Annotated in this window: 15 protein-coding genes; 6 read left to right on the forward strand and 9 right to left on the reverse strand. The window is 70.2% G+C overall.

What is annotated here, in order from left to right:
- Positions 1-123: 123 nt before the first annotated feature.
- Together ACFU8W_RS35655 and ACFU8W_RS35660 are read left to right on the forward strand one after the other, a co-directional pair.
- Positions 124-1590 carry an NDP-hexose 2,3-dehydratase family protein gene (locus ACFU8W_RS35655; RefSeq protein ID WP_384046449.1) on the forward strand — a complete coding sequence of 489 codons (1467 nt, stop codon included), beginning with the start codon at positions 124-126 and terminating at the stop codon, positions 1588-1590.
- A gap of 31 nt (positions 1591-1621) precedes the next feature.
- Positions 1622-2818 (forward strand): class I SAM-dependent methyltransferase, encoded by a 1197-nt coding sequence (locus ACFU8W_RS35660; protein WP_384046452.1) that lies wholly within the window; start codon positions 1622-1624, stop codon positions 2816-2818.
- Between the two features lie 59 nt (positions 2819-2877).
- Here ACFU8W_RS35660 and ACFU8W_RS35665 read toward each other — a convergent pair whose 3' ends face one another.
- From ACFU8W_RS35665 to ACFU8W_RS35675, 3 genes are read right to left on the reverse strand one after another with little or no spacing between them, the layout of a single operon-like run.
- Positions 2878-4230, reverse strand: coding sequence for a carotenoid oxygenase family protein (locus ACFU8W_RS35665; RefSeq protein WP_384046455.1), 1353 nt, complete (start codon positions 4228-4230; stop codon positions 2878-2880).
- 19 nt (positions 4231-4249) lie between these two features.
- Positions 4250-5053 carry an ABC transporter permease gene (locus tag ACFU8W_RS35670; protein ID WP_345509731.1) on the reverse strand — a complete coding sequence of 268 codons (804 nt, stop codon included), beginning with the start codon at positions 5051-5053 and terminating at the stop codon, positions 4250-4252.
- A 5-nt stretch (positions 5054-5058) separates the two neighbouring features.
- Positions 5059-6021: an ATP-binding cassette domain-containing protein gene (locus ACFU8W_RS35675; protein ID WP_384046459.1), complete on the reverse strand. Its 963-nt coding sequence runs from the start codon at positions 6019-6021 to the stop codon at positions 5059-5061.
- Between the two features lie 103 nt (positions 6022-6124).
- On the opposite strand from ACFU8W_RS35675, the gene ACFU8W_RS35680 reads away from it, so the two are divergent.
- Complete coding sequence (locus ACFU8W_RS35680) at positions 6125-6898, forward strand: TetR/AcrR family transcriptional regulator (protein ID WP_384046462.1); 774 nt, start codon at positions 6125-6127, stop codon at positions 6896-6898.
- Here the strand turns inward: ACFU8W_RS35680 and ACFU8W_RS35685 are convergent.
- The 3 genes from ACFU8W_RS35685 to ACFU8W_RS35695 are packed head-to-tail and all read right to left on the reverse strand — an operon-like array spanning position 6886 to position 9845.
- Positions 6886-8205, reverse strand: a complete 1320-nt coding sequence (locus ACFU8W_RS35685) for an activator-dependent family glycosyltransferase (protein WP_384046465.1) — start codon at positions 8203-8205, stop codon at positions 6886-6888. The genes ACFU8W_RS35680 and ACFU8W_RS35685 overlap by 13 nt on opposite strands.
- A 46-nt stretch (positions 8206-8251) precedes the next feature.
- Positions 8252-9529 (reverse strand): activator-dependent family glycosyltransferase, encoded by a 1278-nt coding sequence (locus tag ACFU8W_RS35690; protein ID WP_384046468.1) that lies wholly within the window; start codon positions 9527-9529, stop codon positions 8252-8254.
- A 13-nt stretch (positions 9530-9542) separates the two neighbouring features.
- Positions 9543-9845, reverse strand: coding sequence for a hypothetical protein (locus ACFU8W_RS35695; RefSeq protein ID WP_345509529.1), 303 nt, complete (start codon positions 9843-9845; stop codon positions 9543-9545).
- A 232-nt stretch (positions 9846-10077) separates the two neighbouring features.
- Here ACFU8W_RS35695 and ACFU8W_RS35700 point away from each other — a divergent pair, with 232 nt between their 5' ends.
- Together ACFU8W_RS35700 and ACFU8W_RS35705 are read left to right on the forward strand one after the other, a co-directional pair.
- Entirely contained in the window at positions 10078-10920 is an 843-nt protein-coding gene (locus tag ACFU8W_RS35700; RefSeq protein ID WP_384046472.1) for a metallophosphoesterase family protein, read from the forward strand.
- Complete coding sequence (locus tag ACFU8W_RS35705; RefSeq protein WP_384046475.1) at positions 10917-11597, forward strand: 4'-phosphopantetheinyl transferase; 681 nt, start codon at positions 10917-10919, stop codon at positions 11595-11597. Before ACFU8W_RS35700 ends, ACFU8W_RS35705 begins: the two co-directional genes overlap by 4 nt.
- Before the next feature lie 300 nt (positions 11598-11897).
- Here ACFU8W_RS35705 and ACFU8W_RS35710 read toward each other — a convergent pair whose 3' ends face one another.
- The 3 genes from ACFU8W_RS35710 to ACFU8W_RS35720 all read right to left on the reverse strand — a co-directional run bounded on the left by ACFU8W_RS35710 (position 11898) and on the right by ACFU8W_RS35720 (position 18644).
- Positions 11898-15071 (reverse strand): S8 family serine peptidase, encoded by a 3174-nt coding sequence (locus ACFU8W_RS35710; RefSeq protein ID WP_384046478.1) that lies wholly within the window; start codon positions 15069-15071, stop codon positions 11898-11900.
- Positions 15072-15223: 152 nt separating this feature from the next.
- Entirely contained in the window at positions 15224-15526 is a 303-nt protein-coding gene (locus ACFU8W_RS35715) for a hypothetical protein (RefSeq protein ID WP_384046481.1), read from the reverse strand.
- Between the two features lie 10 nt (positions 15527-15536).
- A complete protein-coding gene (locus ACFU8W_RS35720) occupies positions 15537-18644 on the reverse strand; it encodes an ATP-binding protein (protein WP_384046483.1) in 3108 nt (1035 codons plus the stop codon).
- Between the two features lie 166 nt (positions 18645-18810).
- Between ACFU8W_RS35720 and ACFU8W_RS35725 the strand changes: the two genes are divergently transcribed.
- Positions 18811-19806, forward strand: coding sequence for a TrmB family transcriptional regulator (locus ACFU8W_RS35725; RefSeq protein ID WP_384046486.1), 996 nt, complete (start codon positions 18811-18813; stop codon positions 19804-19806).
- The last annotated feature ends 11 nt before the right edge of the window (positions 19807-19817 follow it).

Consider the following 19817-nt stretch of genomic DNA (forward strand, 5'->3'; position numbering starts at 1 on the left):
GGAACCACGCCGAGGAGGTCATGGCGAAGGAGCAGGCGTTCCGGGAGGCCGGCGGCCGCTGGATCCTCTACGTGCCGGACGTCCACATCGTCTGATGCGGCGACGTCGAGCGAGGAGCATTTGATGACGGAACTTTCGGCTCGTCCCGTCGGCCCCGCGGCCGGCGGAAGCCATTCCATCGCGACGAAGATCGCGGAGTCGGTGCACACGCGGGACAGCCCGCTCACCGGGCTGGACGAGTTCCACTGGTGGTTCGACGGGTTCGCCCGCCTGTCGCCCTGCGAGGTGCGGCTCATCCCGCTGGACGACCTCGTCGGCTGGAGCAGCCACCCGGTGACCGGCAACCTCATCCACGACAGCGCCCGGTTCTTCCAGGTCGAGGGCCTGGACGTGCACATCCCGGACGGCCCGGTGCCGCACTGGAGCCAGCCGATCATCAACCAGTCCGAGATCGGTATCCTGGGCATCCTGGTCAAGGAGTTCGACGGTGTGCTGCACTGCCTGATGCAGGCGAAGGTGGAGCCGGGCAACGTCAACGGGTTCCAGCTCTCCCCCACCGTGCAGGCGACCCGCAGCAACTACACCCGGGTCCACCGGGGCCGGGCGGTGCCCTACCTGGAGTACTTCCGGACCCCGGAGCGACACCGGCTGATCACGGACGTGCGCCAGTCGGAGCAGGGGTCGTGGTTCTACCGCAAGCGCAACCGGAACATGGTCGTGCAGGTGGACGAGAACGTCGAACTGCTGGAAGGGTTCTGCTGGCTCACACTCGGCCAGGTGCACCAACTCCTCGCGGAGGACGACTTCGTGAACATGGACGCCCGTACGGTGCTGTCCTGCCTGCCCTTCTCCGGTGCCGATCCCCTGGTGCCCGTCCCGGCCGACGACGAGGGGTTCGGCTCCGCGCTGGTCCGCTCGTGCAGCGGGGCCGGCGGCAGCCGTCACACGGTGGACGACATCCTCAAGTGGATCACCGAGGTGCGGAGCCGCTCGGAGGTGACCACCGAGAAGCTGCCGCTCAACCGGCTGGAGCAGTGGCACCGCACCGAGTACTCCATCACCCACGAGACCGGGCGCTTCTTCGACCTCGTCGCCGTCGACGTACAGGCCGGCGGCCGTGAGGTCCAGCACTGGACCCAGCCGATGATCAAGCCGTACGACACCGGCGTGGTCGCCTTCCTGGTGAAGCGGATCGACGGAGTGCTGCACGCGCTGGTGCACGCCCTGGTCGAGCCCGGCTACCTGGACGGGGCCGAGCTCTCCCCCACCGTGCAGTGCACGCCGGCGAACTTCGACCACCTGCCCGCGGCGGCTCGTCCGATGTTCCTGGACGAGGTGCTGAACGCACCGCCCGAGCGGATCCGTTACGACGTCGTCCTCTCCGAGGAGGGCGGCCGCTTCTTCCAGGCGCGAAACCGGTACATGATCGTGGAGACGGACCACGACACCGAGCCCGGCCATCCCGACTTCCGTTGGATGACCATCCACCAGTTGGTCGATCTGCTGCGGCACAGCCACTACGTCAACATCCAGGCCCGCAGCCTCGTCGCCTGCCTGCACAGTCTGTCCGGGCAGCCGTCCGCCGCCTGAATCCACCACGCCCCCGGAAAGGTCCGCGCTCATGTCGCGTTGTCGGGTATGCAGTGCAGCGGTTCACGAGTTCCTCGACTTCGGACGGCAACCGCTGTCCTCGGCGTTCCGCTCCCCCGGCGAGACGGAGGAGGAGTTCCGCTTCCGTCTCGCCGTAGGGGTCTGCGCGTCCTGCACGATGGTCCAGCTGCTGGAGGAGGTCCCGCAGGGCCGCAGGGCTCACAAGGGCTACCCCTACCATTCGTCGGGATCGACCGTGATGCATGAGCACTTCAAGCGGACGGCCCGCCGCTTCCTTTCCGCCGAACTCACCTCGACGGACCCCTTCTTCGTCGAGATCGGCTACAACGACGGAGTGGTCCTGGACACCGTCCGCGACGCCGGTGTGCGGCAGCTGGCGTTCGAGCCGTCCGGAGAGGGTGCCGGACGGGTCCACTGCTCCTTCTTCGATACCGCGTCCGCGCAGGAGGTACGGACCGCCGAGGGCCCCGCGGACATCATCTACGCCGCCAACACCCTGTGCGACGTCGCGGACATCGCCACCGTCCTGGAGGGTGCCGACATCCTGCTGGCGCCGGACGGAGTGCTGGTCTTCGAGGACCCCTACTTCGGCGAGATCATCGAGCGGACCAGCTTCGACCAGATCTACGACGAGCACTTCTACTACTTCACCGCCCGCTCGGTCCGCGCCATGGCACGGCGGTCCGGGTTCGACCTGGTGGACGTCGAACGACTCCCGGTGCACGGCGGCCAGATCCGCTACACCCTCGCGCGCACCGGCCGACGCGGGCCGACGGCTGCGGTGACCGAGCTCCTCGCCGAGGAGGAGTCCAGGGGGCTGACCGAGCCGGAGACCCTGAACGGGTTCACCGCCACCGTCGCGACGATAAGGACCGAACTGGTCGAGCTGCTGCGCCGATTGACCCGGGAGGGGCACCGCGTCGTCGGCTACGGAGCCACCGCGAAGAGCTCGACGGTGCTCAACTACTGTGGGATAGGCCCCGATCTGGTGCCCCTGGTGTGCGACTCGACCCCCTCGAAGCAGGGCAGACTCACCCCGGGGACACACATCCCGGTGCACCCGCCGCAGGCGTTCTCCGACCCTTATCCGGACTACGCGCTGCTGTTCGCCTGGAACCACGCCGAGGAGGTCATGGCGAAGGAGCAGGCGTTCCGGGAGGCCGGCGGCCGCTGGATCCTCTACGTGCCGGACGTCCACATCGTCTGACGCGGCTGAGCGGTCCGTCCCGGCGGCGGCGGTCCCCCTCCGCCGCCGGGACGGACCGCTCAGCCGGGCAGCCAGTTGCCGTGCAGCCCGAGGGGGACCCTGCGCGGCAGGTGGACGCGCGCGAGCGGCTCGGCGGTGAAGTCCTGAGCGGACAGCACCACCAGGTCGGCGGCGCCGCGGACCGGGTCGTGCGCGTACGCCAGGACGTACCCGTCGTCCTCCGCCGCTGGGGACTCGGCCGGCACGAACACGGCCTCCCCCACGGCGGCGTCCGGCGCGAACCGGTGGATCTCGCAGGAGCCGCGCAGAAGGTCGTGCTTGATCAGCGCGTTGTCGAACGCCGCGTCGGGCAGCGGCCCGTCGAGCGGCACGTAGGCCCGGTACATGGCCGCGGTGGCGGCCGCGTATCCGTAGCGGTGGCGCCGGGAGACGAAGGACTCGCTCACCCGGGGGAACTCCTGGGGACGGTCGTCGATCCGCTCCTCGCGCACCGTGCCGGCCACCGGATCAATGGTCCAGCGGTCCAGGACCCCGTAGCGGTCGGCGGTCAGCGTCCCGAAGTCGAAGCGCTCCGGGAGGGTGACCAGTTCGACGACGACATACGGCCCGTCGTCGTAGGCGTTCAATGTGTGAGAGGCGAAGCACGGGCCCACCTCCGCCCACCGGACGTCCCCGCCGGTCCGCGGCAGCAGGCCGACCCGGGCGGGCCGCCGGTCGTCCCAGGCGAAAGGGACGCCGGCGCCCGCCTGCAGGGCCTCGGGGCGGAAGGTGACCGGCGAGTCGTAGACGACGACGTGGCGCTCGGTCAGCGCGAAGTCGTGCATCATCACACTGCCGCCCATCTCGATGTCCTGGACGTGCGTCAGTTCACCGGCCGCGTCCAGCACGGTGTGCCGTACGAAGTCGAAACCCGCCACGTACGAGATGCCGTGCAGTTCCCCGGTGCGCGGATCGCGCTTGGTGTGTGCGGGGATCGTGAAACCCGGCCGGGTCGCGCCGAGCAAGCACGGTCCGATGCTGTCCAGCTCGTAGGAGAGTTCCTGCGGGGCCGCACCGCCCTCGGTGAGAGTGAGGGTGCGACCGCCGTGCCCGATTACGTGCGTGTTGCAGGAGAAGTCGGCGCCCGCTGTGGGCCTGACACCGAGTTCCGGCTCTCCCAGCCGTCTGCGGACCTCGTCCGAGCGGACCCAGCGGTTGCGGTACCACTCGGCACGGCCGTCGCGCAGCCTGACGCCGTGCACCATCCCCTCGCTCCGCATCCAGTGATGTGCGGCGGCGTCCTCCAGACCCAGGGCGTTGGGGCCGATCCGCAGGTACCTCCCGTCGAGTTCGGTGGGCAGCCGCCCGGTCACAGGAAGGTCGAAGGCGGTGATCTCCTCCGTCACCGGGGTGAGGGCGGGGTCAGGGTGCACAGCGTCTCCTCTCCGTGCCTCAGGAGAAGCGCCGGCGGAAGAGCCGGGCGGAGAGCGGGATGGCCACGAGGGTGATGCCGCCCCACCACAGGAGCGCGAGCCACAGGGAGTTCCCCAGCGGCTGGTCGAGGAACAGCGCGCGCAGCGTGTCGATGACCGCGGTGACCGGCTGGTGCTCCACGAAGGCGCGGAGGCCCGGGGCGATCGTCTCGGTCGGCGCGAACAGGTTGCTCGCGTAGGGCATGAACGTGATGATGAGGGCCAGGCCACTGGCGCCGGCGGTGCTCTTGGCGACCTGTCCCAGTAGGGCGGAGACCCAGGCGACGGCGACGGCGAACAGCAGCAGCACCAGCACGGCGCCCAGCCACTGGAACAGGTTGGCCGACGGCCGGAACCCGACCAGGAACCCGACGCCGACCAGCACGGTGAGGCCGATGACGGCGCGGAGCGCTCCCGCCACGACATGACCGATGATGACCGCGACGGACAGCACCGACATGGATCGGAACCGGTCGACGAAGCCCTCCTGCATGTCCAGGAAGACCCCGGTCGTGGTGGACACCGCGATAAGGGTGACCCCGATGGTGAGGACGCCCGGCATCAGGAAGTTCACGTACGTGGTCGACCCCACGTCGACCGCCCCGCCCAGCATGTAGCGGAACAGCAGCAGCATGACGGTGGGGATCATCACCGAGGTGACGATCTCGTCGGGCTGGCGCAGGATGTGGTTGACGTAGCGTCCGGTCAGGACCCGGGCGTCGTTGATCGCCCAGTAGATCTTCGACCCTCCGGCCTGGGGGACGCGGGCCGCGCCCTGAGACATGACGGTCACTTCTGTCCCGCCCTTTCCGATTCGCGACTCTCGGTCTTCTGCGTGAGTTGCATGAATACGTCGTCGAGCGACGGCTTAATGAGCGCGAGAGACCCTATTCGGGCTCCGCTCCGTTCGATTTCACCGAGTTTTCCGACCAGATATGCGACATCGTCCACCGCGATACTGGCCTTCATCTCATCGATATTCCAGCCGACCCTCTCCTCGCCGACGGAGCTGCGCGCGGCCGAGAAGTCCTCGGCGGTCGGGAACGCGACTTCCATGCGCTCGCTGCCGACCCGGTCCTTGAGCTCCTGCGCGGTGCCCTGGGCGATGATCCGGCCCTGGTCGAGGACCGCCACCCGATCCGCGAGCTGGTCCGCCTCCTCCAGATACTGCGTGGTGAGGAAGATGGTGGACCCGCTCGCCAACAGGCCCTTGATGGCGTCCCACATGCCGATGCGGCTGCGCGGGTCCAGACCGACGGTCGGCTCGTCCAGGAATAGCACCGGCGGAGCGGTGATGAGACTGATGGCCAGGTCGAGCCGGCGCCGCATGCCGCCCGAGTACGTGGTGACCGGCCGGTCGGCGGCCTCCACCAAGTCGAACTGCTCCAGCAGTTCGGCGGCGCGATTCCGGGCAGCGGCCATGCCGAGGCGCTGGAGCCGCCCCAGCATGACCAGGTTCTCCCGGCCCGTGTGCACGTAGTCCAACGCCATGAACTGGTTGACCAGGCCGATGGACCGGCGCACGCCGTCCGCCTGTCTGGTCACGTCGTAGCCGTTCACGCTCGCGGACCCGGAACTGGCACCGGTCAGCGTGGCCAGGATCTTTACCAGCGTGGTCTTGCCCGCGCCGTTCGGGCCGAGGAGCGCGACCATGCTGCCACGTTCCACCCTGAGATCGATACCATTGAGTACCTTCACATCCCCGAAATCTTTACGAAGCTCTTCGATCTCAATGGCATAACCGTTGCCCACGTGCGCCTCCAAGCCTCGCCGGACAACAACTGATTACGTCGCACACTGCTTGTTTATAGCATACACACACACCGACTAAGACGTCACCCAAACAGGGGGAGCAATGGCGACCACACGCGATTCCAACGGAAAATCACGCAGCAGCATCGATCTCTTGTGGGGGGACCGGAACAAGCCGCAGCGGAACCCCCGGCCCGGTCTCAGCGCCGAGCGGATCGTGGCAGCCGCGATAGAGCTCGCCGATGCCGAGGGGCTGGAGGCCCTGTCGATGCAACGCGTCGCCGGCATGCTCGACTTCACGACCATGTCGCTCTACCGCTACTTCCCGGGCAAGAGCCAGCTGATCGACGTGATGATGGACGCCGCCGCGAGCTCGCCGCCCGACCTGTCGGAGGCGGCGAACTGGCGCGAGCGCATCGAGATGTGGATGTCGGCCCTGTGGGAGCGCTACCAGCAGCACCCCTGGATGCTCCAGGTCCAGGTGAGCGGGCCGCCCGTCGGCCCCAACCAGCTCGCCTGGCTCGAGGCTTCGTTGCGTTCGCTGCGCGACATCGGTCTGACCCACAACGAGATGCTCTCCATCAGCCTCTTCCTCAACGGGGCCGTCGCCGGCCTGGCCCGGCTCACCTCGGACGTCGCGCACGCCGCCGCGGCCAGCGGGGTCGACCAGCAGGACATGAACTCGGAGTACGCCCAGACCCTGGAGCGCCTGCTGGACCCCGAGCGCTTCCCGACGCTCTCCGCCATCGTCGCGACGGGCGCCTTCCAGACCGGCGACGCTTCCGGCAGCGACACGCACGGTTTCACCTTCGCACTGCGCCGACTGCTCGACGGCGTCGAGGACTACCTGGAGGAACGGACGCGTCAACGCCGGTGACGCCGAGTCAGCTCCTCCACCTCCCGCACGACCTCAGCGGGACTCGGCGTAGCCAGCAGCTCCTCCCGGACCTGCCGGGCCCCGGTGAGGAAGGAGGGCTCCTCCAGCAGCCGCCGCAGACCGTCCCGCAGCGCCTCTGGGGTCACCTCGTCCGGGTCGAGGAACAGCCCTGCCCCGCGCGCCGCGATGCACCTCCCCAGATCGGCCTCGTCCCACCACGGCGCGGGAATGGTCAGGTTCGGCACCCCGTGGGCGAGGACGTTGCCCACCGTGCCGAACCCGCCGTGGTGGATGATCGCCGCGCAGCTGGGAAGCAACTCGTTGAGCGGCACGAACTCCACGGTGCGTACGTTGTCCGGCAGGGCCGGGAGCGCGGCAAGCTGGTCCGCGCTCAGGGTCGCGACGAGTTCGATGTCGAGTCCGGCCAGGGTGACGAGCAGCTCGTGGAAGGACACCTCGGTCGACGCGCCCCCGGCAACCGAGACCTTGTCCCCACCCAGCAGCTCGCGCCCCGACATGCCGAGCGACAGGCAGACCCGCGGCCGGGAGGGCTTCTCGAGCACCCAGTCCGGCACCGCGGTGGGACCGTTGAACGGCACGTACCGCACCGGCGTCCGGGGCACCTCCAGGGGGAGCTGCATCCACGACGGGGTCGGGTCGATGGTCCACTGTCCGGTCATCATCTCCGTGGCCAGGTCCGGCTCGTGGGTCAGGCCGTAACGCGACAGCCTGCCGGTGAGCCAGTCCGCCACCGGGTCGTCACGCCGCTCGGGCGGCTGCTCGGCCAGGAACCTCTGGTAGGTGCCCCACATCCGGGAGGCGTAGTCCAGGCCGAACAGCATCCGCGCGTGCGCCGCCCCGCAGGCCCGGGCCGCGATCGGCCCCACCAGGGTGAGGGCGTCCCAGACCACCAGGTCCGGCTGCCAGCTCCGGGCGAAGTGGACCAGGTCGTCCAGCATCGTCTGGTCGGCCATGTGCTCGTACTCCATGGAACAGCCGATGGTGAAGGTGCCGAGGACGTAGTCCCAAGTGAGCTTCTCCGCACGGGTTTCGGTGACCCCGCTCAGCCGCTGCCACGTCGCGCCGCTCCCCTCGGCGCCTCGGGAGCCCCCGGTGGCAAAGGAGTTCGACAGGTTCAGCTCGTCACCGACCGGCACCCCGGTGAGGCCGGTCCGGGTGACGGCCTCCATCAGGTCCGGCTGGCTGGCGACACGCACCTCGTGCCCCGCGGCCCGTAGGGCCCAGGCCATCGGCACCAGGTTGTAGAAGTGGGGCTTGGCGGCGAAGACGGTGAACAGGACGCGCATTCGGGTCTCCGTTGGGCGGCACCGGCACACCGACGACGGCCCCGGCTCATCGCCTGGTCCGGTGCTCGGCGGTCAGCGCCTCGATGGTCGGCACGAGGTCATGGGGGCTGGGCACGGCGAGCAGTTCGTCGCGCACCCGTGCGGCACCCTCGGCGAAGGACGGTTCGTTCAGCAGCCGGGCCAGCCCGGTCCTGAGGGTGTCGGGACCGAGCGCCTCCGGCGCGACGACGAGGCCCGCGCCGCGTTCGGCGATGTGCCGCCCGAGGTCGGCCTCGTCCCACCAGGGGGCCGGGACGGTCAGGTTCGGCACCCCGTGCGTCAGGACGTTGACGACCGTCCCGAAGCCTCCGTGGTGGATGACGGCGGCGCAGGTGGGGAGGAGCTCGTTCAACGGGACGAACTCCACGGCGCGCACATGGTCGGGGAGCGCGGACACCGAGGCCAGCTGCACCGCGCTCAGGGTGGCCACGAGTTCGATGTCGAAGTCCGCCAACCCGGCGAGCAGCCGCTCCACGGAGATCGTGTCGCCGCCCATCAGATCACGGCCCGACATGCCGAGGGAGAGGGCGACCCGCGGGCGCGTCCGCCGCTCGTGGATCCAGTCGGGCACGGAGGCCGGCCCGTTGTACGGGACCTGGCGCACCGGCACGTACCGCAGGCCGAGCGGGAACTGCATCCCGGGCGGCGTCGGGTCGATCGACCACTGCCCCGTCATCAGCTCCAGGGCGTCGGGTTCCTCGAAGTCCAGGCCGTAGCGGTCCAGTCGGCCGCGCAGCCAGTCCGAGACCGGGTCGTCGCGCCGCTCGGGCGGCTGCCGGAGCAGCAGCTCCCGGTAGCGTTGGTAGGTGCGCGAAACGTAGTCCAGGCCGAACAGCATCCGGGCGTGGGCCGCCCCGCAGGCACGGGCCGCGATCGCGCCGGCGAACGTCAGCGCGTCCCAGATCACCAGGTCCGGCTGCCAGTCCCGGGCAAACTCGACGAGTTCGTCCAGCATCGCGCCGCCCGCGAAGTACTCGTACTGCACCGAGCAGCCGACGGTGAACGCGCCGAGCGCCTTCTCCCAGCCCAGGTCCTCCGGGTCCGCCCAGACCATGTCACCGCTCACGCCCTGGAAGGTCTGCGCGGTCGGTCCCCGGGACCCGCCTCCCATCCGCAGCTCGTCGCCGACCGGCAGACCGGTCAGGCCGCTGCCGCACACGGCGTCCATGAGGTCGGGCTGGCTGGCGATGCAGACCTGGTGGCCGGCCGAGCGCAGGGCCCAGGCCATCGGCACCAGGTTGTACAGATGTGTCTTGGCCGCGAAGACCGTGAAGAGTACACGCATGGAGTGCCCGCGGTCAGTCGGTGATCTCGGGGGCGTAGAACGTCTCCAGCGCCACCGGCCCGACGTAGCGGCGACAGGTGCACTGCCTCATCTCGAAGTCCACTGCGCCATACACCTTGTCGAACTCCACCGGGGTCTTGACCAGGCCGTGACACGCCTGGCTCTCTTGGTCGTGGTAGGCGAGCCCGTGGCCGCAGGTGCAGACCGGTTCCGGCAGCTCAGGCCGCTCCGCGGTGCGCCGACGCCCTCCGAACCGGCCGGCCAGGAAGCCGGTCACGGCGATACCGGCACCCACGAGAAGCGAAAGGGGGTCCACGGCACTCTCCTTACGCTCGGATCCAGATCGCATCGCGGTCTGTCCGAGAGCGTACGAGCGCGCATTGCACGGATTAACCCCTAGCTTCCCCTAACCGGCCCCCGCGTCGCGGGTCACCGGTACTCCCCTGCGCGGCCGGGGAACCCCACGGCGAGTCAGGGGTTCCCGCGTCCGGGCAGCCCTCGTAGGGTCCGGGCAGAAGTCACCATGTCGCGGAGGGAGGGAGGTCAGGATGTCGTTGCTCGCCATCAGCGATCTGCACGTCCGGCATCCGGAGAACCGCGAGATCGTCGAGCGGCTCCGGCCGGAGTCGGACTGCGACTGGCTACTGATAGCCGGGGACGTCGGAGAGCTGTCGACGGACATCGAGAGCACCCTGACCCTGCTGCGCGACCGGTTTTCCACCGTCGTGTGGGCACCGGGCAACCACGAGCTGTGGACCGTGGCCGAGGATCCTGTCCAAGCCCGCGGCGTCCACCGCTACAACCACCTGGTCGAACTGTGCCGACGACTCGGCGTTCTCACTCCGGAGGACCCGTACCCCGTCTGGGACGGCCCCGGCGGCCCGGTCGCCGTGGCTCCCCTGTTCCTCCTCTACGACTACACGTTCCGCCCCCGCGGAACTTCCACCGAACAGCAGGCCCTGACCGTCGCGCACGACGCGGGCGTCGTATGCACCGACGAGTTCCTCCTGCATCCCGATCCCTACCTCGGACGCGCCGAGTGGTGCCGGGCACGGCTGAAGACCACGGAGGAACGTCTCGCGGCGCTCCCGTCCGACCTGCCCACAGTGCTCGTCAACCACTACCCACTGATCCGCGAACCCACCCGGGTACTGCGCTACCCGGAGTTCGCCCTGTGGTGCGGCACCGAACACACCGCCGACTGGCACCGACGCTTCCGGGCCCGCGCCGTGGTCTACGGGCACCTGCACATCCCCCGCACCACCTGGCACGACGGGGTACCGTTCCAGGAGGTATCGCTGGGCTACCCACGAGAGTGGCAGCCTCGTCCGGGGTCTCCAGGACACGTGCCCGTGGTACTGGACGGCGCCAGCCGTACGGGGCACCGGTGATCGATGCCCCAGCGCTGTTCCCGGCCGCCGTCGTCCACGCCGAACTCTTCCACGATCCGTCGGACCAGCGGCTTTTCCCCGGGGAGGAGGCGCTCGTCGCGAACGCGGTGGAGGCACGCCGCCGGGAGTTCACGTCCGTCCGTGCGTGCGCGCGCACGGCACTCGTGCGTCTCGGGCATCCCCCGGTGCCGATTCTGAAGGGGCCGCACGGCGCCCCGTCGTGGCCCACAGGGGTCGTGGGCAGCCTGACTCACTGTCGTGGCTACCGGGCCGCCGCCGTGGCCGACCGTACGAAGGTGGCGTCGGTCGGCCTGGACGCCGAGCCGAACGAGGCCCTGCCAGACCGCGGCATCCTGCCGCTGATCGCACTGCCCCAGGAGCGTGACCGGCTCGCCGACCTGGCTCTGCGGCGCGCGGACATCTGCTGGGAACGGCTGCTGTTCAGCGCCAAAGAGAGCGTGTACAAGACCTGGTACCCGCTGACCGGTCGGTGGCTCGACTTCGAACAGGCTGAGATCACCATCCACCCGGACGCCGGTACCTTCCACGCCAGGCTGCTCGTCCCCGGCCCCGTCGTCGACGGCACCCGTCTGGACCACTTCCACGGCACCTGGCAGGCACGTCATGGTGTTCTCCTCACCGCGGTTACTGTCCCGGCCCGGCAGCAGGAAACGTGAGGTCCACGTACGCGGCGAAGCCACCGGTCCCCTCGCCGCATGCCTGCCCGGCCTGCACGCGGCCCTGCGTTCTTGACCGCCTGGGTCACCCAGCCCGCGGATTTCGACACGGTCAGACAGGCGAGACGCAGGAGCACCAGTGGTCGTCATCCCGTCGCAACTGGCAGCGGCCGCAAGCGGAATGACCTGCGCGGACGAGATTCTCCGCACGCACGGAGTTGTCGCGTATGAGGGAGCGGTTCGTGCTCGTCTTCGCGGAGTTCGACCCGGCGGGCGTGCAGTCCGCCGGGTCGAACTCACTCACACCACGGGGATCGCGCGCGGCAGCACCATGTCGACGGTGCTGCCCGCCTCGTCCTCGGCGCTCACCCGCACGCCGAGGAATCCACCGGACACGAGGGCGGAGCGCGGCGCCGTGAAGCGGTAGTGCCCGTTGGAGGCACGGTGAGCGGACACCTTCGTCCAGTGCGTGCCACCGTCCGAGGTCACCCAGGCCTGCACCGGACGCAGCCCACCGACAGCGCCCGAGACCGCGGCGTCCACCAACAGGGGCCGGTCGGCCCGGGCCCGGTTGAGGTTGTCCAGCGGAGCGTCCACGGAGGCGTTGAGCAGGTGTACCGGCGTGGTCGCTTCGCCGTCACCACCCGCGGTGAAGCCCCACGTGGCAGTCGCCTCACCGCCCATCGGGAAGGCGTCGCCCGCACTGAAGGTACGGCGCAGCTGGTACGAGGCCCGTCCCGCGTCCGGCAGCGTCGCGGTGATGGCTGTTCCCCGGTCCGCGATCACGGTTCCGTTCCGGGTCAGCCGTGTCGACGACGTCCACTTCTGCGGCGAGCCGAAGTCCCCGTAGTCGCTCACTGCGCCGTCGGGCGCGACAAAGTCGTCGACCTTGAGTTGGAGGGTTGTTCCGGTGATCTGCCCGGCCACGCCGACCGCGAACGGACCTGTGTACCAGGTGTGCTGGGTGTGCGTGCCCGGCTCGTACGTGAACTGGCGCGGCGGATAGCGCATCGAGATGCCGGAACGGTTTCGGTAGCCGAAGCGCAGCCACGTGGTGTCCTTCGCGGTGATGTACTCCGTGCGGGCGCGCGGGACGCTCAGGTACGAGGGCGAGGAAACGTTCAGACCCGTCATGGTCGGCGCGTAGACGGTGCTCCCCTCCTGGTAGCGGTACTCCTCGTTGAGTCCCCGGTACGTGGTGCGCACCTTGGCGAGCCGGTCGACGTCGTCCGCGGTGAGCCGGTGCTCGGGGTCGTCAGGTACCTGCCGCTGCCCGAAGGCAAGGTCATACAGGGCCGAGCTGTCTCCCTTGTACTGGTCGCTCCCGGCATCGGCGAGCCGCCAGTGCTCACTGAACGTGATCTTGCCGAGGTGGGATCCGGTGGTGGGTGAGATCCACAGAGCATCGCGTCCGAAGGGACCGTAGGCACCGCCGGCGAGCATGCTGTGTGTCACCGAGTAGGTGCCGTTCGCCGTGGTGCGCTTGATGTTGCCGGTCATGAACTCGGTGCGGGTGTCGCGCCCCGAGACCGACGCGGTCCACCGGTGGGCGGTGCGGGCGTCGAAGACGATCTCCTTGTCCCCCGCGTGCAGATCGGCACTGATCACGGCGACGGCGGGAGTTCCGTTCACCTTCATCGACACGTTGGCCAGGCCCAGGTAATCGCCGTCCGGGATACGCAGCGCGAGGCTGCCGCCGTTTCCGATCGTGACGCTGCCACCGGTGCCGTTGTCGGCGTTGAGCAGAGAGACCTGGGCGGGCGCCGGATTGCCGTCGCGGTTCAGGACCTTGACCGTGATGCTCTGGGCGCGGTCGAGCAGCAGCGGGATGCGCAGCGCCTGGCCACCGCCCGCCGGAGTTACGGTGAGGGCGCCGCTGTAGGTGCCGGTCGGTGTGCCGCCCGCAGAGACGTCGAGCGTGACGTCCTCGGAGGCACCTGCCGCCAGGGTCAGCGTCGAGGCGGACAGCTTCAGCAGGCCTTCGGGTGTGGTGGACCCTGCGGTCGCCAGTGTGCCGGAGAGGTCCAACCGGACGGATTCAGAGCCGGTGTTGGTGAGCTCGACCGTGCGTGTCGCGGTGCCGTCCGAGGAGTCGAGCCGGCCGAAATCGACCGCGCCGGTGTCGGCGACGACGGTCTGCTCGAGCGCGGCCGGGACGTCGACCACACCGCTGCCCACGTCATACATCGACTGCGTGGCGGACGGCTGCTTCGCCGTGCCCATCAGCGTGTGCTTGAGCCGGTCCGGCGACCAGTCAGGGTGTTCCTGGGCCAGCAGAGCGGCTGCGCCCGTGACGTGCGGCGCCGCCATCGACGTACCGGACAGGGCCGTGTAGTTCGGGTCCGGCTGAACGGTGCCGATGTTCGTGCCGGTGGCGCGAGCCGCCACGACGTTCACGCCGGGGGCGGCGATCTCCGGCTTCACCGTGCCGTTGGCGGCTGGGCCGCGGCTGGAGAACGAGGCGGTGCCGCCCGCGAAGTCGACCGCGGCGACGGACAGGGCGTGCGGCGCGATCGAGGGGGCCGACACCGTGCCTATGCCAGGACCGTTGTTGCCCGCCGAGACCACGAACAGGGTCTTGGACGAGGTGGTGAGCGACTCGAGGGCGGTCGTCACCGCGTCCTTGCCGTTGCTCAGGCCGCTGCCCAGCGACATGTTGACAACTCTCGCGCCTTGCGCGACCGCCCACTCCATTCCCGCGATCACCTGGGAGTCGGAGCCGGAGCCGTCGTCGCCGAGCACCTTGCCGACGACCAGGTCCGTGTCGGGCGCGACGCCCTTGCGCAGGGCGGGCGCCCCGGATCCGCTGCCCGCGACCGTCGCGGCGACGTGGGTGCCGTGACCCACCTTGTCCAGGGTGTTGCCCGACCCGGAGAAGTCCTTGGTCTCCAAGACGCGTCCCGCGAGGTCCGGATGTGTCCTGTCGACACCGGTGTCGAGGACGGCGACCTTCACACCGGTGCCTGTACGTCCCGACTGCCAAGCGGTGTCGGCGCCGATCTGCGTCAGGTTCCGGTCGAGAGCGTCGGCCTTCACCCGGCCGTCGAGCCAGATGCGCCGCACGCCCTTCAGGGCTGCACCGGATCCGTCGAGTGCTTCGCCGACCGTGTCCGTGTCGTCCTTGTCGAGTGTCACGGTGCTTGCGTGGATGGAGTGGAAGGTGCGCTTCGCCGGCAGCGGTCCGTCCTTGGCCAGTGCGGCGGGTCGTGTGTCCCTGGAGTGCTGGACGATCAGGGGCAGCGAGCCGCGGTGAGCGTCGTCGTAGCCGTCGCGCACCAACTCCGTGACATTGAACAGCCGTGGGTCCAGAACGCTGCCGACCTTGCCGATCACGTCACTGGGGTAGAAGTACGTGTCGCCTTCGATGTCGGTGCGGGTCAGGATTGTGCCCGGAGCAGAGCCCGCGGCGGGTTCGGCCACGTAGGACTTCTTGCCGTCGGCGGTCGTGGTCACGGTGATTCGGTCACCGGTCACGAGGGTGACGGTGGTCGAGTGTGCTGCGCCATCAAGTGTCCTGGACTCGGTGGCCTGCGCGGTCGGCACGAACAGTGAGGCGCAGAGGCCACTCACCGCCGCTGCGACGGCGAGGCGTGCCCTGCCGCGTGGCAGGAGGGGTCTGGATGGGGTCACGATGCCTCCGGATTCGGGAGTGAGGAAGGTGCGGCAGAGGAAGGCGGCGGCCACAGTCGGATGCGGTAGCAGGCCTGTTCGCCGGTGACCGTCTCCTCGAGGAGTTCGCCTGTGCCGGAACCGCACCAGGCGTGTACGCCGACCCGCACGTCAGGATTCGCGCTGTGCACTTCCACCACTCCGGCGTCGGGCAGCTGGCCGAGGCGGCGTTCCAACAGGCCGAGGATCCTCGGCCATGGTTCGCCACCCGCGTCGATGACGGTGTGCGCCGGTTCGGTGGGTTCGGTGGCGGGGGGCATGGCCCGGACGCTAATCGGCGGGCATTACCCGGCCATTACCACGCTGCGCCTCGCCCCCGTGCGTGATCGCGGCCAGCTCAAGCCGCACCCGGCGCAGCCCTGCCCGCACCTGAGGATCGTCAGTACGGGCCACGGCCCGCTCGCACGCGTCCAGGGTCTTTCGTGCCCCGTCGTACCTGGCGCACCCGACGTGCACTTCGGCGAGAGCCACCAGGGCGTACGGCAGAACCCACGACTCCTCCAGCGAGCGGGCGACGCGCACCGCCGACTCGGCCAGGGACGTCGCGCGGTGCAGTGCCCCGACGCGCAGTTCGGCCACGGCGAGGTTGCCCTGGTCGAAGGCCATCACCGCGGGGTCGCCGGTGCGGCGGGCCAGCCCGACGGCCCGCCGGGCGCAGTCTCGTGCCACCTCCCACCGACCGTCGGCGCGGGCCAGTTCCCCGACGACGGACAGCGCACCGGACAGCCGGGCCGCGTCCCCGGACGCGTCGGCCGCGAGCAGTGCCTCGTCGGCCGCCGCGCGGGCGTGCTGCGTGCGGTCCGTGGCCATGAGGCAGGCCGCGCGGATGGTGAACAGGCGTGACAGGAGCGCCTGGTGGTCCGCCCCGGGCGCGCCCAGGTACGTCTCGGCCCGGCGCAGTGCGGCCAAGGCGGCCTCGTAACGTCCCGCGTTGAAGCACAGCGCGCCGCGCGCCATCCGGTGCGCGGCCCTGTCCTCCGGCGTCCCGTGAGTTTCGAAGCGCGCCACCTCGTTGAGTACTGCAAGGCCGTCCAGGGGCCGCCCGGCCCTGCCCAGCGCTTCCGCGAGGGAGGCCGCCGCGCGCAGCGTCCCCGACGCGTCTTGCGCCCGCACGTAGTGCGCAAGGGCCTGGCGCAGGACGGTCTCCGCCTCGTGGAACCGGGCCGCCCTGCGCAGCACCTCGCCCCACGCGAGACGGGCGGCCGCTGCCTCGGGGCCGTCGAGACGGCTGACGAGGTCGGCGTAGTACCCGCACGCGCTGTCGTTGGCGAACAGCGTCGCCGCCCTCTCGGCCGCCGCGCGCAGGAACTCATGTGCTCGCGGATGGTCGGCGGCCGTCATGTGCGCGGCGATCAGGTCCACGGCGTCCGGGCGCACCCGCAGTACGGTGTCGGCGTGCGCGCGGTGCAGCCGGCGCCGTATCGCGCCGCTCTGCCGCTCCGCGCAGGCCAGCCGCACCAGCGGATGCCGGAAGGCGTACCCGAGGACCGTGCGTCCGCCCAGTACCACCTCGCGCTCCTCGACGATGCCGGCCTCGGACGCCGAGCCCAGGGCGGCCGCCACGTGGCCCGGGGCCAGTGGGGGATGGAGTCCGGTCGCGGCCACTTCCTCCAGTTCGGTCAGGGACACCGAGGTACCGGTCGCCGTCGACAGGGCACCCAGGATCTGTCGCGCGGGCTCAGGGAGGGCCGCGAGCCGTTCGGAGACGAGGTGGCGTATCCCGGAAGGCACTTCGTTCCCGGCCGGGGCGGCCGCCGTGCCCGGGTCCGCCGTCACTCCGCTCCTCGCCAGCTCGAGTGCGAACAGGGGGTTGCCGAGCGAGAGTCGGTAGATGCGGTGCTGGGCCCGGCGGGCCGTCCGCGCATCCGGCTCCGGCCCGGAAACGGCGGCGGACAGAGCGGCACAGTCGGCGCGGCCCAGGCGCAACAGGTCCACCTCGACGGCCGCGCCCCGACGCAGCAGCCCGCCTAGCGTCTGCGCGGCCGGGGCGTCCTGCGTCAGCTCGTCGTCCCGGTACGTCGCAATGAACCGCCAGGGTCGCGTCTGCGCTCCCCGTACGAGATGGTGCAGCAGGCTCAGCGATCCCGGATCGGCGTCGTGCAGATCATCGAGCACCACCAACGCCGGGGCGCCACCCGCGAGATCGGTGAGGAATCCGCTGACTGCGCGGAACAGGCGGGCGCGCTCCTCCTCAGGACCGGCCACCGGAGGAGCGCCGCCGAGCGAGGGCACCAGCGCGGCGAGCCCTGCGTGCTCCGCGCCGACGCGGGCCCGCTCGGCCGGGTCGCACTGGGCCAGACGGCCTTCCAGGGCATCGGCGAACATACCGTAGGGCGTGTGCCCCTCCGCATCGTGCCCGGAGCCCCACAGCACGGTGACACCGACTCCGGCCGCCGCGCGCGCGGCTTCGGCGACGAGGCGTGTCTTGCCGATGCCCGCCTCACCGCGCACCACGACGAGCGGGCTGCCGACGGTGGTCGTGGCGTGCTCGATCAGCAGGGAGCGCGGGCGCTCACGACCCACCAGCGGGTGCGGCTCGCGGCGGCGGATCGCCGCGGGCAGCACCGTCGGCTGACGGGTGGCGCTCGGCAGCGGCCTGCGGTCCAGCGCGGACAGTGCCGCGCGGTGCACGTCCTCGAAGTCCGGGCCCGGCCGCACGCCCAGTTCGTCCGCGAGCGCCTCACGGGAGGCGTGGTACTGGCGGATCGCCTGCCGGGGCTGTCCCGCGTCGACGAGCGTGCGGGCGAGGAGCAGCCCGAGACGCTCGTCGGCGGGGCTGTCCTCCAGTGCCGATCGCAGCACGTCCACGGCATCGGAGGTACGGGCTGCGGACAGCAGCCGCCGGGCCTGTGCGGGCACCAGCCGGTCACGCAGGACGACCAGTTCGCCCCGTCGCTGCTCCGCCCACTCCGCGTACCGGTCCTCCGGAAGGAGCTCGCGGCCGAGGGCCGAGCGGGCCGCCGCCAGTGCCGCAACGTCACCCTCGGCCAACGCCGTACGCGCGGATGCCTCGGCCTCGTCCGCGTCGACCCACACGCGGCCGGGTGCCAGCAGCAGCAGCTCGCCGTCGCCGAGCAGGAACGAGGACGGTGTTCGAGGCGCCAGATCGGGCTCCAGGGCGTGTCGCGCGGCGTGCAGCACGACCCGAAGGTTGCGTACCGCCGCGTCGGGTGGGGTGTCCGGCCAGAGCAGGTCCATGACCTGCTCCCGGTGGCGCCGCAGCCCCGGCGCCACCGCCAGGAGCTTCACCAGGGTCTGCGCGGCGCCGCGACGCCAGCGAGAGGGAACAGGGACACCGTCCGCGCGCTCGACGCGGAAACCGCCGAGCAGGAAGACGCGGAGCTGCGGTGAGTCTCCCGATGCGGCCCGTCCTGACATTGCGCCCACCATAGCGATTCCCGGAACCTGTGCGTCCCTTCTTCAACGCCCATGGTCCGGACAACCGTTACTGGCGTGTTACTCGATGTCTCCCCGCGCGGATGTACGTCTTCTCACCTCACCGCGTCGACGCGCACTGTGATCGGAACGAGAGGGGAGACACACTGTGCTCGAAGCTCTGGGACTGACTGACGTCGAGACCACGGTGTACGCGGAGCTGGTGCGGCAGGGCTCGTGCGGGATCCAGGAGTTGCCCGCGCTGTGCGCGCTGCACTCCACCGACGTCGAGATCGCGGTGCGAGGGCTGGCGGAGAAGGGGCTCGTGACCGTGTCGGCAGACAGCCGCGCCCACGTCACGGCAGCACCGCCCGACATAGCCGGCGAGGTACTGCTGCTGCGCAGGATGCAGGAGTTGCACTCGGCACGGGTCGCGATCGGCCGTCTCGCCGATGACTACCGCAGGAGCGCCCGGGAGCAGGCCGAAGGTCTGCCGGTCGAGTTCACCCCGGACGAGGCGGTGCGCCAGCGTCTGGACCAGATCCAGCGCAGGGCCCGCAGCGAGGTGCTCATGTTCGACAAGCCGCCCTACCTCAGCCTGAACAACAGCTCCGAGATCGAGCAGCTGGCCGCGGGGGTCCGTTACCGCACGGTCTATGACCGGCGTGCGGTGGAGCGGCCCGGCGGGCTCGACCGCATCCAGCGCTATGTCGCCGCGGGCGAGCAGGCCCGTCTTGCCCCGTCGCTGCCCATTAAAATGGTGGTGGTCGACCGGGAGCTGGCGATTCTGCCCGCTCTCGACGGTGGGCTGGGCGGGCCTGGTGGCTCCGCTCTCGTGCACCCCAGCCCACTCCTCGACGCGCTGGTCGAACTCTTCGAGCGACTGTGGGCCGACGGGTTACCTGTCGAGGCGTCGGGCACCGCGCCCGGTGAACTCGATGCCGCCGATGTCCAGTTGCTCATTCTCCTGCTGAGCGGGCTGACCGACGAAGTGATCGGACGTCGTCTCGGTGTCGGCCGCCGCACCGTGCTGCGGCGAGCCCGCAGCCTCATGGACCGGGCGGGAGTCGACTCGCGTATGCAACTGGGGTGGTATGCGGCACGGCATGACTGGGTCACCTTCGACGGCGCACACGACCGGCCGTCCGGCACACCTGACGCATAGGTGACCCTGTC

Origin of the sequence: Streptomyces sp. NPDC057565 (genome assembly GCF_042801455.1) — a bacterium.
In the GTDB taxonomy this organism is placed as follows: domain Bacteria; phylum Actinomycetota; class Actinomycetes; order Streptomycetales; family Streptomycetaceae; genus Streptomyces; species Streptomyces yanii.

Coding starts and splice junctions, on each gene's coding strand:
- ACFU8W_RS35660 (WP_384046452.1), top strand. CDS start 1,622: ATGTCGCGTTGTCGGGTATGCAGTGCAGCGGTTCACGAGTTCCTCGAC.
- ACFU8W_RS35700 (WP_384046472.1), top strand. CDS start 10,078: ATGTCGTTGCTCGCCATCAGCGATCTGCACGTCCGGCATCCGGAGAAC.
- ACFU8W_RS35690 (WP_384046468.1), bottom strand. CDS start 9,529: ATGCGTGTACTCTTCACGGTCTTCGCGGCCAAGACACATCTGTACAAC.
- ACFU8W_RS35680 (WP_384046462.1), top strand. CDS start 6,125: ATGGCGACCACACGCGATTCCAACGGAAAATCACGCAGCAGCATCGAT.
- ACFU8W_RS35720 (WP_384046483.1), bottom strand. CDS start 18,644: ATGTCAGGACGGGCCGCATCGGGAGACTCACCGCAGCTCCGCGTCTTC.
- ACFU8W_RS35685 (WP_384046465.1), bottom strand. CDS start 8,205: ATGCGCGTCCTGTTCACCGTCTTCGCCGCCAAGCCCCACTTCTACAAC.
- ACFU8W_RS35715 (WP_384046481.1), bottom strand. CDS start 15,526: ATGCCCCCCGCCACCGAACCCACCGAACCGGCGCACACCGTCATCGAC.
- ACFU8W_RS35655 (WP_384046449.1), top strand. CDS start 124: ATGACGGAACTTTCGGCTCGTCCCGTCGGCCCCGCGGCCGGCGGAAGC.
- ACFU8W_RS35670 (WP_345509731.1), bottom strand. CDS start 5,053: ATGTCTCAGGGCGCGGCCCGCGTCCCCCAGGCCGGAGGGTCGAAGATC.